Origin of the sequence: Scandinavium sp. NPDC088450, assembly GCF_044900545.1 — a bacterium.
Taxonomy (GTDB): domain Bacteria; phylum Pseudomonadota; class Gammaproteobacteria; order Enterobacterales; family Enterobacteriaceae; genus Scandinavium.
On sequence record NZ_JBJDNI010000004.1, the window covers coordinates 138733 to 152491 of the forward strand.

Sequence of the window (13759 nt, forward strand, 5' to 3'; positions counted from 1 at the left end):
TTGCCCCCTTATGCGCTGACCTGGCTGGCGAAATTCATCAGGTACTGGTCCGTGATGCGCTGGCGTAACAGCAGATTTTCCAGTGGTGGCACTGGCGTGTAGTCGTAATCAATCAGCAGCTTCCCGGCCTTGAGCGTGTCCTTGTCGTTCACGAACTCATCCAGCCAGCAGTCACCGCCAATCAGATAACCCTGACTCACCAGGCTGCGCATTTTGGCGCGGATACCTTCGATAATGTCGCGGGCCAGGGACGGGTTAAGCGGTTTGTCCACCGCCCACATGTGCGCCTCTGCCATGGTGTCAGCCAGCACCTGCGCCGTGCGGGTGTAGCTCTCAAAGGCGAACAGCGGATCATCGCTCAGGCAACGGGAACCCCAGAAGCGGAAGCCATCTTTGCGGATAAGCGTGGTGATATCGTTCTGGTTCAGCAGCCCCGCATCGGTTGCCGGGTCCTGCAGGTCCCAGAACACATCCGCCGACAGCCCGGTGACGCCGTTCACGCCGACATTGGACAGGGTTTTGTGCCACCCGGTCTGTTCGTCGATTTTGGCACGCAGACCCAGGGCGCGGGCCGTGGCAAATGCCGTGGCATCGGCCTGCAGCACGGTGTCAAAGTTGATGAAGTCAGGCCAGATCAACATCCCTTCACGCTGGCTAAAGTTCTCACGGTAGGTGATCGCTTCTTCCATCGTTTTGCAGCCATAGGCCGACAGGTAAGCGAACCCGCGCAGGCTTTGCGCCACGCCCAGCAATTCGGTGGCAACGGCTTGCGTATCATGGCCCGGCACGCCGAGAATGCGCGGCTTAACGCCCAGCTGTGACTGCGCCGAGAGCAGCGCCTTGATGCCCGTTTTTTTGCCGTCAGCCGTCACACCGCCGATGATGTTGGTGGTGGTTTCCGCTTCGGTTTCGCCCTGCGCCACGCGGATAACCACGGTGACAGGTTTAGCCTGGTCGGCAATCGCATCCAGTGAACGGGCCAGGGTGCCGGACTCGCCCGCTTTGCCGCTGGCGGTCAGTACGTCGGTCAGTAAGACGGGTTTATTGAGGGGGAACACTGACGGGTCGGCGTCATCCCCGGTACAGACCATTCCCACAATGGCGGTGCTCACCGTGGTAATGGTGCGGGTGCCTTCGTTGATTTCCTCAACGCGCACCCCGTGGTGGTAATCCTGAGCCATAAGGCATTTCTCCGGTTTACATGGGTGCGTCTATGTTCTGGCCGTTGCGCGCGCGGCGCACGCGTTAGGCTTTGTGTGGATGATGATACAAATCTCAGGACTGACTAATGTTCGCCAGCACCTGAGTTTAAAATTTATTTAACGGGATGAGTTAACGAACAAAATATCTTAATGCTTTTACTCGCATCATGAACACAACCAAGAACAGGCTAAAAGTGAATGATGCTAAGAAGTAGAAATTCATGCGTCCGATATCATCCATTGATGGCATATAAACACTCTGGATATGCTTGAAGATATATATAAATGCATAATGTGACAGATAAATACCAAACGAGCAGAGGCTTAACAGTTCAAAAATCCAGACTCTCTTATTTTCAAATAGCACTTTAATCAGTATGAATAGACCGACACTCGAGAGGAGTATGAACAGTGAAGAGTTATACCAGTGCATAGGAAGAATGAGTTTCCCGACGCTAATGTCAGCCTTGATTAAGATCCATGATGGAACAACGAGAAGAGCAATGGCAATTGAACCCAATACCACCTTGTTAAGGTTGTTAAGGATGCCTCTGCTTATGATCAGGTATCCAATCAGGAAGTACAGTAGATAAGCACCAGTGAAGTCAGCCCCTGAGAATTCGCGCCCCACAAAGTCGTTGCTAATCATATCCAGGAAGGTCCAACCAAAGCCGAATGTCGTAAGTGTTAATCTGACCTGATTCAATAAAACGCAAAACACTGCAAAGATAATGATATTTTTAGTCGGAGCCTTATCAAGCATCTTCGAAACGAATGGAGCGATCAGATATAACTGAATGATGGCATACATAAACCAAAGTTGCCTTGCCCCACCATAGGGACCAAGCTTATCAGTCGTATTCAGAACACCATTAAAACCCACCAGTGAATTAACAAACGCAGAATACACCGCACCTGTTTCAAGAATAAATTTCACGGTATTTGTTAAAACAGAGTAGACCACGAGCAACACCAAAAACTGTACGACTCGTTTCCGATAAAAGCTCAGAATGTCCACATCTTTAACCTTATCGAAAATTAGACCGCCGGATATCATAAAAAATATCGGTACGCCCAGACGGTCAATGGTATAGAAAACACTGGCGCGAAGTGGGTCATAAATGCCTGCCTGCTCATGACAATGTGTGAAGACAACCAACAAAATAGCAATTGCCCTTGCTGCATCTAGCCAATGGATTCTGTTATGCATTGAATGCTTATCCCGGTTCTTAATTTTTTTCGCATACTACCATAAACCCAGCCCATCAGGCTTGGGGTGCTAAGGGCCAAACAATAGCAGGTGCGAGGGATGTATCTACCATGTTTAGAGCCTTGATGTAATTCATCCAGGCGATCAGGTTGGACTTATCCTCATCGCTGATGCTTCCGAGTTGTAGTTCGGTTTGCCACAAGCTGATAGTGTTCATGGCAGAGAGCAGTAAAGCTTTTTTTTCATCCTCGCTTTCCTTCTGCTGGGCAAATTTGAGTAAGCCCTCGTCGGTCAGCCACTCACTGCCTGTCCATCTATCGTAAGGAGTAGCAGGTGCAATTGTGGTCAGATTATCCTCATAATCTCCCGGAGTGGTAATTTCGACCTGCTGACCTGTTGCTGTATCGAAAACAACTTCGCCGCGGTGGTCAGCAACATATTCCCATTTATTAAGGTTCATATTACGGCAAATGGCATAACCTTGTTTAGCCTTAACGGGCTCGTCAATGCAAGAGATAGCTGGTATACCTACGCCAACTGCAAGAAACTCGGTAGACTCATAAATGAACTCGAACGTAGCGCCATCAAAGTTATAGACCGTGATTTCGCCTGCCTTGATGGCAATACCATTTTTATTGAGTGTCGCTTTAGCCATTATGCTGCCCTCACAATGTAGTTAAACGAGATATTTCTCGGACGCGTCACAACAGCCTTTTGATAGTTAACCGTCTGTTTTTGGATGTCATATGAACCCGGAAGAGTTTGCGCATAAATCTTATCTGTAGATGGGGCTGGGTCACCGTTAAAGGCGCTAATGTCATATGGCGTTCCAGTTACGAGCAGAATCGACGCCGCAACATCTGAATTCCAGTCAACGCCAGTGATTGTGCCAGCCTGTGCAGATAGCAATACCCTGGCTGTATCAACCCCACGCCCGTCATCCCAGCCACGAATAAACTCACCGCGTAGATCTGGTAAATTGCCTGATGGAAATATTACCCCCAGCCCTGGATATTTCGCTTTATCGAATGCGGCCCCATTACATTTGAGCCATCCTTCCGGTGCAATCGCCCCCGGATATGGTAGTGGCACACCTACAGGCGTATATTTCGTGAGATCAGATACTTTGAGGTACTGAGTGTGCGGATCAACCGCAGCGATATGTTTCGCCATCTGCTCATCCACATACACCTTTAGTTCCAGCACCTTGTCATCCACATACTTGCGGGTTGCCAGCACCACTGCCGGGTCAATTTTCAGGGTAATGTTGTCGGTGCTACTGGCGATCAGTACCATGCGCACGGTCTGCGTGCGCCCGCTGCCCTCCGCCAGCTGTGGCTTGTAGCTTTCAGGGCAATTGCCGACGGCAATCAGAGCGCCTGTCTCATCAAACAGACCGACCTCACGAATCCACCAACCGCCCTCCGTTTCAGGAATAACCTGCTCCGCAATAATCTGGCTGCTGTTCTGCGGGTCGATGTAGAGCATGTTCAGATCGGCGCGGCGCTTTTCCGCAATCAGGGCAGTCTGCTGCGCGCTGGGTGTCGGCAGCACACCACCCCCGTCGCCCACCGCCATTTTGGTGATTTTCAGCGGGACACCGAGCGCGGCGGCACTTGCCAGTTTTGCCGCGCCAATGTCCGTCAGCAGGGTATAAAATCTTGCGCTCATGGGTTCACTCTCACTGTGTCGATAACATGGACTGCCCCGCCCGCAAAGGCCGGGCCGCCGGACGTAATGGTTTCGTTGATATACGGGTAGACGGTGATTTCCTCCCCGATGTAGGTGCCAGCGCCGACCCAAAACGGACCGCTGGTCTGCAGGTTGATGGACATGCCAATCAGATGGCGGCTGCAGGGTTTGGCGTCACCGATCAGGCGCTCCAGCTCCAGATAGGTTTCCTCCGTGATGCCCTGGTCCTGCACGCCAATGTCCAGCCGGAACGTGCCGGGGGCCTCGTTGGTCTGCCACCACTCCAGAATGCGGATCAGAAAACCGAACGGCTCCACCACCCGCCGCACGGCGCTGGTTGTGCCCTTGTGCTGATGAATGTAAAAGGCATCCTGCACCACCCGGCGCTTAACGCTCTCCGCCCAGCTTTCGTCCCATCGGTCCACCGAAAATGCCCAGGCCAGATACGGCAAAAAGGCAACCGGACACGTTGCCGGGTTCCAGAGGTCACGCAGGGGGACCTGCAGATCGGAAATGCCGCTGCAGCTTTCCGCCAGTCGGCGCTCAAGTGCTGACGAACCCGGCGGCAACAGACTATTCATCCGTGCCCCCGACGCTCACGCTCCAGTCAGTGCAGGAGGCGGCCTGGGTTTTATCCAGCACCACGTCCGCCAGCGGAGAAAGCAGTTCCACCCGCTGCACGCCCTCAACATGCAGGGCCGCATAGATGGCGCTCAGGCGAATATCCCGCCCCAGCCGGGTCTGGCTGGCGATGTACTTCTGCAGGCTTGCCCTTGCCGCTTCCACAATGGGTTCGGACTCCGGTCCTGGATAGAGATAGAGCAAGGCGCGCACGCTGTAATTCACAATGGAAGCCCCGCGCACCGTCAGGCGGTCAGCCACCGGGCGCATGCTCTCGCTGTTAAGCGCTTTTTCCACCACCGCCAGCAGGTCTGCATCCGCCGTGCCGTCACCCTCCCGGCTTAATACGGTCAACACCACCTCTGCCGGGGCCGGGCTGGTTGCGCTGGCATCTGCCACGCGCCCGTCTGCACTTTTGGCGTGAAACTCGTAGGCCGCAGTGGGTCCCGCAACGGACAGCCCCTCAAAGGCTGCAGGGATGCGCAGGCGCAGTGCTTCATCAGTTTCCTTCACCGCTGCCACGGGCGGCACGGCTTCGTTATCTGCAGGTGTGACCGTCAGGCGCTTAACGTTGTAATTAGCGCCGAGCTGCTCCAGGTCGCTGCTGTTGGCATAGGCCACCATCACCGCCAGCGCTGCCTCGTTGATACGCTGGCGCAACAGAATTTCCCGGTAGGCACTTTCCTGCAGCTGTTTGGTAATCGGTTCGGATTCCAGCGCCAGTGTGCGGCGCACCGCGTCCTGCTGGTCAGCCGGGTGCAGCGCCACAAACGCCGCTTTACGCTCAGCCAGCAGCGTCTCAAAGTCCGGCACATCCACAATCTGCGGCGGCGGTAGCTGGGAAAGGTCAATAACTGCCATTCTCTGCTCCTGTTGATACGGAAAGGGAAACGGGCGCACCGTCGCTACGCCGCCCAGTCAGCTCGACCACCATCGAACCGTCAAAGCTGCTGTTAATGGTGATGCCGTCCAGCGTCAGCCGTGGCTCCCAGCGCATCAGCGCGACGTACACCGCACTCATCATCTGCAGACGCAGCGCCGGGTTTTGTGGCTGGTCAATCAGGGCTGACAGCAGTGAACCGTATTCCCGGCGCGCAATGCGACTGCCCTGTGGGGTGATAAGAATGTCCTTCACGGACTGGCGCAGATGTTCGGTGTCAGTGATGGCCTTGCCCGTAGCGCTGCTCATGCCGGAATACATCGTCATACCGGACCTCCTGATGTCTCGCCGCCGGATTTCACTTTGTTGTGGGCGTGGTCATCCACCACGATCCCGTTAGAACTCATCTGGCCTCCGCCCTGGGTGACAGCGCCATTGAGCACCACGTCGCTGTTAATGCGGGTGGTGTCAGCTTCCACGACAAATTCCCCGGTTTTAAAGATGACGCTATCCGCCGCCTCGATAACCATCGACTTGATGCCCCGTACGTACCAGCGCCCGGTTGATGGCTCATACTCAAACCAGCCGCCGTCCGGGTATTCCGTCACACTACCGTCCTCAGAATCGGACGGTGGAGGAAACTGATTTGAGTAGACAGCAGGCAGCGCAAACGCAGTTTCCAGATTGCCGCCCAGACTGAACAGCACAACCTGCTCCCCAACAGATGGTTTCCACCAGGTGCGGGACGTGCCCGCACGCAGCGTCAGCCAGCTAATCCAGTTGGTTTCAAGGTCGCCCGTTTTCACCCGGCACAGCCAGTTATCCTGGTCCACTTCCGTTACAGTTCCGGTGCGGATCAGGTTGGTGATAAGGCGCATGATTTCGGTGAGTTGTGTGTTCATAACCAAAGTATGATTTTCATTTCAAGAATGTGAAATGAGAGTCAATTGTCTGGTGTACGACACAATTTGATTAGAGAAGGAAGGAGAAATCATTCAAATTAAAATAACTAAAAAAATGAACCAAAATATCAATTAGAATGAAGGGAGCGGGCAATAAAAAACTTAGGAACTCACTATTTAAATCATGACGTTAGCTATGGAAATAATTTAACTACATAGTGGAATGGATACTCTCACTTACAATTCTAACAAAGGGGTGGGGATCCAAACAACCTCCGGGAACATTTCAGACATCTCTTTTGACCTTTCAAATTCCGCTAATTTTAAAATCATATCTTTAACTTGACCTCGCCCACACGAAACATGTTCAAAAATACTTAAAAAATGAAATGCCATATTAGACAGGCCTAATAATTCATTATGTTCGATGTGTTTGTAAATCACACCACAATTACGTCCAGAAATCACAATATTAATATTGTGATTAGATAGCATCTTAGATAACGCCCAGTTGGAAACAATTAAACGATGGTAGTCTTGTTCGTCAGGGAGCATCGTCGATTTATTCGACCCCACCTCAAATTGAGCTTGCTTATTTAAAATATACTCACACCATAGACTCGGTATTTTTTCATCGAGACACCATAAGGACAAGCAAATTTCACTCAACAAATCTAAATCATCGCTAACATAAGCATATATCCCCAATCGAATACAACTATCTTTAGCTGATTTTTTATCACCCTTGAATGCCATATTTCCAAAATCTGTTAAAAAAAACACATAATGGGTAAAGAAGTATGCTGAATCTCTATCATAAAAAGTATATTTGTCTGGATTTATTTGATTCACAACCTCGTTCTCCAGACCATGAAAAATATCGAACCCTCTATTTCTAAAAATATTTTTAGTTTCAAGCATCCTCATTAAAGTCAACTCAGTGAGGTACACTTTTTTTTCAAAAGAATATATGAAAGCTTTATCCAAGCCAAAACTTTCACCTGTTAACAACTCGAGGTTATTACAAATGGATAGTATTGGTCGGTATAAATGGGGGAAGGATCGAATAAGATAATCAGCGCGATCTTTTAAATAATAAAATTTATCATGCAACTTTGATTTTTGACTATAATTAAGAACATCAGCATACTGAAAAAAGGAAAGGAACTCTGCGCAACGTTTTAAGTGGCGAGTGTCCAAAAAATCCTCAGGGTTAACACTAAAATACTCTATAAGAGCATTAGCCGCATTTTCATTTTCAGACATTCGCCACTTCCTCAATTAACAAAATCATCTAACAACAAAACAATAATGATCACTATCACATATAACAGAACTAGGAGTAACCATTTTTTTAGCAAGAATACCCTCAGTTAGTTTCACGATCTCTGGAATACTGAGGTTTGAATTTAAAACACCAGCATCAGAAAACAGCTTTAAAAGCTCTGCAGACGTTACCTTTTGCTCATCACTCATAAAAACACCTCATGAGAAGAAATGTTAAAAACTGAGTCAACTAAAAACATTAACTCCCAATGAGTATGGATTAAAAAACACAAGTAACAATACATAAAATGAATTATAAAATGAAAGTTCTACCATTTTTCACAATATAGTCAAAAAGTTGTATAATACACTGCAGTAGATAATATAAAAAAATCATTGTATTTATTTTAATCTGGGCTAAGAAAATTCAATAGAAGCTCGCAAATGATGCTTCTAGTTTTATCATTCACTCCCAATAACTTTCGCTCAGCATAACGTACCTCCGGCCCATTACGGCTTACACGATCACGTAAGCCGTAATGATGGACCCGCGCAATGCGCTGCACCTGCCCGGCAAACTGCACGCTGGCAGAATCGGCACTGGCTGAGGTTTTCAGGTATTTGGTGGTGCGGAGTTTGGCGAACATCTGCCGCTTAATGCGGCCCTTCTTTGTTCGGGCTGTCACCCGGCGCGGCTCGTAACCCGTGCCATCAGGATTGCGTTGCAGGCGGATGTTGTTCTGCTGGGTCCGGCGCAGCTGTTGCGCCAGTTCCCGCATCATTCGCTTTCGCGCCGCTGGTTCAAGATTTGCCAGCAGCGACGCCAGCCAGGCGTCAACTTTCTGCAGTTCATCCACAATTCACCGTCCACATTTCGTCTGGTTCATCTGGCTCCGGCTCCGCCTTAACGGTTGAGGTCCCGCCTTCCTCACTCACCAGAATGCGCTCCGTCAGCTGCAGGTCCAGACTGATGTCGCAAATATCATTGCGCAGAATATCTACCTCAAAGGAAAACAGTTTTTCACGCAGTTCCGGGTTGTTGATGGCATCAGGCTGATTCTCCATCAGCCACAGCAGCACCGGGGCCATCAGCAGGTTTTGATCGCCGCTAAAGTCTTCAATCACCACATTCAGGGTGTAACGATATTCCCATGACATGGAACTGGCCCCGGTAGCCACCAGGGAGCCTTTATCCACGAACAGGTGCAGCTTGTCCGGGTTTTCCCGAACGTAGGCCACCGACTTATTCAGCGCGGCGCGTAGGGACTGCGGCTTGTTCACTGTCTCGCTCCTGACAGGACACGATGGTGTCCACTTTGTCGGCACAGACCGCCCAGGCGGCCTCCGTTTCATCCAGCAGGGTCAGCAGATCGCCGTTATTGCGTGGCGCTGACCTTTCCAGGCGGCACTGCGTCACCTTTGGACAGCCACTCACGGTAAGCTGCACCTCCTGTGAGTGTGGGCCTTTCGCGCAGCCTGACAACATCAGGAGGCAAAGGAGTGTCAGCCCAGCGGCGCAAATCGTCGTTTTCACGTTTAAGCTCCTCGATCCGGTTCTGACGCTGATGCAGCAATGAGCGCGTATCTTCCGCCGCTGCATAAAGTCGTGTCTGCTCCCGGCTGTTGGTTTCTGTCAGGATGGACAGGCCGATCAGCTGGCTGTTTTTCTTCGCCAGCGCCTGGTTTTTGCTTTTCAGCGCAGCTTCCTGGGTTTCGATGATGTGGCTGGCGTTATTGAGCTGCCACGATTGCCACCCCAGCGCCGTCAGTACCAGCGCCAGCATTACTGCTAGTGCGCGCATCATGCGCCCGCCCCTTTCAGGCACCAGGCCATTTCCCGCGCGCGGCGGTTGTCCAGCCCCTGATTGAATACACCTTTGACATACACCCAGCGCGGCAGCTGTCGGCACGCATCTGCCCAGCGTTGTTGATTGAGCAACTTAACCAGCGTGGAGCTGCAGGCATTGCCCGTACCGACGTTGAATGCAAATGACACCACCGCGTCATAGACCTTTTGCGGCACCGTCTGCCGCACACATTTTTCCAGGGCCCTTTCCACGTGCTGCACGTTGCTGATGAGCATCCCCGCCGCCTGCCGTTCAGTGATGCTCCGGCCCGGCACCACACCGGAAGTGTTACCAATGCCGTCGGTCCACACCCCCGCGCTGCACTGGTACGGCTGCAGGCGACAGCCCTCGTAATCCGCAATCAGTTTCAGACCATCCAGTGAGGTGTGGAGTGACTGAAAGCCCGGCAGCGTGGCGGCGATGGCCAGCACCGCCCCCACCAGGCAGCGCTTAACGATTGATGGATTCATATGCCTCCCGCGAGAGCCGCCCGGCACGCAGCAGCTGGTAAGTTTTGTGTTTGTAGTACCAGTTGATCAGCAGCATCAGCACGCCAATCAATACCCCGCCCACCGTGGACGCATCCTTGATGGACAGGTCCCCCATCCACGCCAGCACAACGGCGATACACCAGGTGATAAAGGCGCTGATTCGTTCAAGCGTCATGGTTCAGTCCCATAGCTGAACGGTCTGCACGGTGGGCGTTTCCGTAATATCCGGCAGCTCCACCTGCAGCCCGTGAGGTAAAAAGGGCCCATATTCAGCCAGCCCCGGATTTGCCCGCAGCACCTGCTCAGTGACACCCTGCGTGCGCCCGTAGTGACGCCAGCAAAGCGCATCCACCGTGTCATACTGGTGCGCACGCACTTTCATCAGATAAGCTCCACCGTGCAGTGCGGCGCATCCTGCACCCGGCTGATAGCCCAGCGGGCATCACGCCACAGATCGGCGCTGGCCTCCGTCAGCTCATCCCCGCGCTTTACCGCAGACGCCGTGGCGTCATAGTCCTGGTAACGCTCATTCAGCACCGCCCGCGCCCAGCAATACACCGCATTGCTGTAGTGGTGCAGGCGTTCACTTTTGCCGTCCAGTTCTTCGGCAGGCACATCTGCCAGCATCCGGTAGCCCAGCACCTGCTGGCGCTGGCGGAAGGTGTACAGCTCCGCGTTGACTTCTGATATTGCCGTGAGCGCCAGCTGTTTCAGCCGGGCGGGCGTTACCGTCCCGTCAGTGCGCATCACGCTGCGAAATTCGTACAGGTCCACATCAGGCCAGAACGGCGTATTTTTGATGACCTCCGCCTGTTCCGGGGCCTGCTCAGGCGCAACAAACTGCATACAGCTTTCTCCTGAAAAGGTGGGCGGTGGACGGGATTTTGATAAGGCACTGCCTGTCGCCATCCCGTGCCGCCCGTGCGCGGGGCACGTTCCGTCACTGGCTCTCGTTGCGCAGTCTGCGCTCAAGCCGTTCTTTGTTTTGTTTCACGCCACAGCGCGGGTCGAGCTGCAGTGCATGAGTGAGGTGATTCAGGGCGGAGGCCGGGCTGGCTTCACAGAGCAAAAGGCCAATGGCTTTATGCAGACGGGCGCGGGACTGATCCGGCATGTCGGTGCCGTCTGTCATATCCAGCGCCTGCAGCAAAAACTCCGTCTCAAAAGATTGTGAGGCGGTGATGGCGGCCTGCGCTGCATCTGCCAGCTCCTCAACCAGTACCGTCTGCGTGTTGCGGTTGCCCAGCGGCATCACCCAGCCGTGGCGCAGGGCGTGTCCGGCGATTTGCAGCGCTCCGGCATAATCACCGGCATCAATGCGCCAGAGCATGGCGTACATCACCACGTCATCCTGCTGCGCAGCGTCAGCCGCCAGCACGCCCTCCACCCAGGCGGCATATTTCGGCAGCAGTTCCACCTTGATTTGCGCCTTTGTCACCGTGGACTGAATACCTTTCAGGCGGCGCTTGTCTTCCGCCAGCTGCAGCAGCATCTGGTCATAGCCCGACGCATGCCGAACACTGCCGCCCATGCGGGCGGCCTGTTCAGCCTGAACGCGCAGGCGGTGTTGCCGTGCGGGACTCAGGCTCATGCGTTATTCCCCACCTTCCGGTGCAACGGGTGCGCTGAAGTCACCGATATCAATGTTTTCCACCAGAGCCACGCAGCGGTAGTCTTCCACCACGTACGCCTCGTTGACGGATTCAAAGTTTTCGATGCGGTCACGCTTTGGATTGTCGATAACGGCACGGCGGCGGGTTTCTTCCTGCCAGTAAATGGACAGGTTATCCAGGCGTGTGACCAGCAGAGCATTCGCCGGGAAGAACGGCGCACGCACCGCCTGCAGACCGCCCATGCGTTTCTGGCTGATGATGAGATCGGCGGACATTTTTTCGCTGTTGTCCTGCTCTTTGTTGACCAGCGGGAAATACTTGTCCGCCAGCAGGGCACGCCCACAGACCACGACCAGGCCGTCATCGTCCTGGAAAATCGGGTCGATTAGCTCGTTAACGGCATCCATTACCACCGCGTCCAGATTGATGTACTGACCACCCGGCCCGACTTTTACCGGGGCTGCCGTGGTGGTGCCATCTGCATCGGTGGTGCTACCCATCACGCAGTCCGGCGCATCTTCACGCACTTTCTGCAGCCAGCCTTTGTTCACATCCTGCAGCAGCGGGTTATCAACGCGATTGGAGGTTTTGGCACGCTTCACGCCGTTAAAACCGATCATGATGCGGTCCAGCGCCTGGCGCTGGATGATGGCGTTACGGATGCGCAGCTGGAAGTCCTGGAATTTTGCCCACAGGTCCAGCTTCGCGTAGGTCAGCACCGTGTCAAAGTTGGTCTGTTCACACTTGTATTCCACGTCCGTCATCAGCGTTGGATCAACCGCTTCGCGCTCTTTGGCGGTGGTGTCGGTGGTCCCGGCGATGGTGCTGCCCACACCCAGCCCCAGCAGCTGCCCGGACTGCTCAGACACGCCCATGACGTTAATCAGGGTCAGGAACGCGGCGGACTGCTGAATCTGGTCTTCCAGGGTCTGCTGCACGGACGGCTCTACCGTGAACTTGCTGGACAATTCTTCCACCGGAACATTATTCAGGCGGGCCAGCTGCATCAGGTAGGCGTTAAAGGCAAATTTGGTTTTCTGTTTCATCGGGTTGTGTGCTCCATCAGCAGTTAGTCACGGTGCCAGCCGGAGCGTCACCGCCCGGCGCACGCTGGCGGTAATCCTTGCGGCTGTCTTCGGCACTCAGCTGCTGCTGCAGCGCCGCAAAATCGGCCTGCTGCTTCTGCAGTGAGTTTTCCAGCTCAGACAGGCGCGCCTCCTGCTCTGACAGGGATTTATCTGTGCGCTCGCCAAAGCTCTGCTGCTCAGTGGCAACCAGCTCCACGGCCTTATGCACATCAGAGAAACGCGCATCATCGGTCTGCTCTTTTTTGGCAAACAGCGCAGTGACACGGGAAAAGAGGGATGGCTTGTCGTCCTGGGTTTCGTCCAGTTCGATAACCGTTTCGGCAGCTGCAGAAAACAGGTTTTCCGGGTTCTGCTTGCGGTTTGCCAGCGGGTTATGAGTGGCGGCGGCGCTAAAGGTCAGCATTTCGGTGCCCAGGCTCGCCGGGTCATCCGTTGCCGCCAGTCCTACCAGATACGCTTTCCCGGTGTCGGCAAATTGCGGGCTGACTTCCATGGAGGTAAAGAGCTTCTGCCCTTTCTTAACGAGAGCCACAAGCGCATCGGTCGGGGTGACGTCGGCATACAGCGCCATCTTGCCTGCCAGCGGACCGTCTTTAATTTCCTCAGCAACCAGTGCCGACACGGTGCCGTAGCGGTTAAAGGTGCTGTCCGGCACGTAGGACTTGATGTGCTCGAGGTTAATCTGCGCGGTGTACACCGCCGGGTTGTAACTGGCTGCCATCTGCACCAGCCAGTCACGCTGGATTTCGCGTCCGTCAGTGGTGGCACCTTCCACCCCGATGCGGAAACGCTTTGCTTTCGCTGTCATGAGCCATGCTCCGTTAGAAATAACTTACTGGAGCCTTATGTTTGCTGGGATGGGGGGAGTGAAACAACGCGCGGGCTTTGTGGGGTTCACCACACAAAACGCAGCCGGGGAAAGGTGTCAGGCAAGGCCGTAATCTTGT

21 protein-coding genes are annotated in these 13759 nt (G+C 53.5%); all 21 read right to left on the reverse strand.

Features of this window, described 5'->3' with window-relative positions; translation table 11 throughout:
• Positions 1-8: 8 nt before the first annotated feature.
• Positions 9-1181: a phage tail sheath protein gene (locus ACI2I2_RS05795; RefSeq protein ID WP_404657032.1), complete on the reverse strand. Its 1173-nt coding sequence runs from the start codon at positions 1179-1181 to the stop codon at positions 9-11.
• 151 nt (positions 1182-1332) lie between these two features.
• Complete coding sequence (locus ACI2I2_RS05800; RefSeq protein WP_404657033.1) at positions 1333-2412, reverse strand: acyltransferase; 1080 nt, start codon at positions 2410-2412, stop codon at positions 1333-1335.
• A gap of 55 nt (positions 2413-2467) precedes the next feature.
• Positions 2468-3067, reverse strand: a complete 600-nt coding sequence (locus tag ACI2I2_RS05805) for a tail fiber assembly protein (protein ID WP_404657034.1) — start codon at positions 3065-3067, stop codon at positions 2468-2470.
• Positions 3067-4083: a phage tail protein gene (locus ACI2I2_RS05810; protein ID WP_404657035.1), complete on the reverse strand. Its 1017-nt coding sequence runs from the start codon at positions 4081-4083 to the stop codon at positions 3067-3069. The genes ACI2I2_RS05805 and ACI2I2_RS05810 overlap by 1 nt, the downstream gene beginning before the upstream one ends.
• Positions 4080-4685, reverse strand: a complete 606-nt coding sequence (locus ACI2I2_RS05815; protein ID WP_110512032.1) for a phage tail protein I — start codon at positions 4683-4685, stop codon at positions 4080-4082. Before ACI2I2_RS05815 ends, ACI2I2_RS05810 begins: the two co-directional genes overlap by 4 nt.
• Positions 4678-5586, reverse strand: a complete 909-nt coding sequence (locus tag ACI2I2_RS05820) for a baseplate assembly protein (RefSeq protein WP_404657036.1) — start codon at positions 5584-5586, stop codon at positions 4678-4680. Before ACI2I2_RS05820 ends, ACI2I2_RS05815 begins: the two co-directional genes overlap by 8 nt.
• Positions 5573-5932 carry a GPW/gp25 family protein gene (locus ACI2I2_RS05825; protein ID WP_404657037.1) on the reverse strand — a complete coding sequence of 120 codons (360 nt, stop codon included), beginning with the start codon at positions 5930-5932 and terminating at the stop codon, positions 5573-5575. Before ACI2I2_RS05825 ends, ACI2I2_RS05820 begins: the two co-directional genes overlap by 14 nt.
• Positions 5929-6507 carry a phage baseplate assembly protein V gene (locus ACI2I2_RS05830; RefSeq protein WP_404657038.1) on the reverse strand — a complete coding sequence of 193 codons (579 nt, stop codon included), beginning with the start codon at positions 6505-6507 and terminating at the stop codon, positions 5929-5931. Before ACI2I2_RS05830 ends, ACI2I2_RS05825 begins: the two co-directional genes overlap by 4 nt.
• Before the next feature lie 237 nt (positions 6508-6744).
• Entirely contained in the window at positions 6745-7773 is a 1029-nt protein-coding gene (locus ACI2I2_RS05835) for a DUF6902 family protein (protein WP_404657039.1), read from the reverse strand.
• Between the two features lie 24 nt (positions 7774-7797).
• Positions 7798-7983, reverse strand: a complete 186-nt coding sequence (locus tag ACI2I2_RS05840) for a hypothetical protein (RefSeq protein WP_404657040.1) — start codon at positions 7981-7983, stop codon at positions 7798-7800.
• Between the two features lie 197 nt (positions 7984-8180).
• A complete protein-coding gene (locus tag ACI2I2_RS05845) occupies positions 8181-8630 on the reverse strand; it encodes a phage virion morphogenesis protein (RefSeq protein ID WP_404657041.1) in 450 nt (149 codons plus the stop codon).
• Positions 8623-9054 carry a phage tail protein gene (locus ACI2I2_RS05850; RefSeq protein ID WP_404657042.1) on the reverse strand — a complete coding sequence of 144 codons (432 nt, stop codon included), beginning with the start codon at positions 9052-9054 and terminating at the stop codon, positions 8623-8625. Before ACI2I2_RS05850 ends, ACI2I2_RS05845 begins: the two co-directional genes overlap by 8 nt.
• Positions 9017-9259 (reverse strand): Rz1-like lysis system protein LysC, encoded by a 243-nt coding sequence (lysC, locus tag ACI2I2_RS05855; RefSeq protein WP_404657043.1) that lies wholly within the window; start codon positions 9257-9259, stop codon positions 9017-9019. The genes ACI2I2_RS05850 and lysC overlap by 38 nt, the downstream gene beginning before the upstream one ends.
• A complete protein-coding gene (lysB, locus tag ACI2I2_RS05860; protein WP_404657044.1) occupies positions 9150-9578 on the reverse strand; it encodes an Rz-like lysis system protein LysB in 429 nt (142 codons plus the stop codon). The genes lysC and lysB overlap by 110 nt, the downstream gene beginning before the upstream one ends.
• Positions 9575-10090: a lysozyme gene (locus tag ACI2I2_RS05865; protein WP_404657045.1), complete on the reverse strand. Its 516-nt coding sequence runs from the start codon at positions 10088-10090 to the stop codon at positions 9575-9577. Before ACI2I2_RS05865 ends, lysB begins: the two co-directional genes overlap by 4 nt.
• Complete coding sequence (locus tag ACI2I2_RS05870; RefSeq protein WP_276333839.1) at positions 10071-10286, reverse strand: HP1 family phage holin; 216 nt, start codon at positions 10284-10286, stop codon at positions 10071-10073. Before ACI2I2_RS05870 ends, ACI2I2_RS05865 begins: the two co-directional genes overlap by 20 nt.
• A gap of 3 nt (positions 10287-10289) precedes the next feature.
• Positions 10290-10493 carry a tail protein X gene (locus ACI2I2_RS05875; RefSeq protein ID WP_166515006.1) on the reverse strand — a complete coding sequence of 68 codons (204 nt, stop codon included), beginning with the start codon at positions 10491-10493 and terminating at the stop codon, positions 10290-10292.
• Positions 10493-10957, reverse strand: coding sequence for a head completion/stabilization protein (locus ACI2I2_RS05880; protein ID WP_404657046.1), 465 nt, complete (start codon positions 10955-10957; stop codon positions 10493-10495). The genes ACI2I2_RS05875 and ACI2I2_RS05880 overlap by 1 nt, the downstream gene beginning before the upstream one ends.
• A 94-nt stretch (positions 10958-11051) precedes the next feature.
• Complete coding sequence (gene gpM / locus ACI2I2_RS05885; protein ID WP_404657047.1) at positions 11052-11702, reverse strand: phage terminase small subunit; 651 nt, start codon at positions 11700-11702, stop codon at positions 11052-11054.
• A 3-nt stretch (positions 11703-11705) separates the two neighbouring features.
• A complete protein-coding gene (locus tag ACI2I2_RS05890; protein ID WP_404657048.1) occupies positions 11706-12770 on the reverse strand; it encodes a phage major capsid protein, P2 family in 1065 nt (354 codons plus the stop codon).
• Positions 12771-12786: 16 nt separating this feature from the next.
• Positions 12787-13620, reverse strand: coding sequence for a GPO family capsid scaffolding protein (locus tag ACI2I2_RS05895; RefSeq protein WP_404657049.1), 834 nt, complete (start codon positions 13618-13620; stop codon positions 12787-12789).
• Positions 13621-13759: the final 139 nt, after the last annotated feature.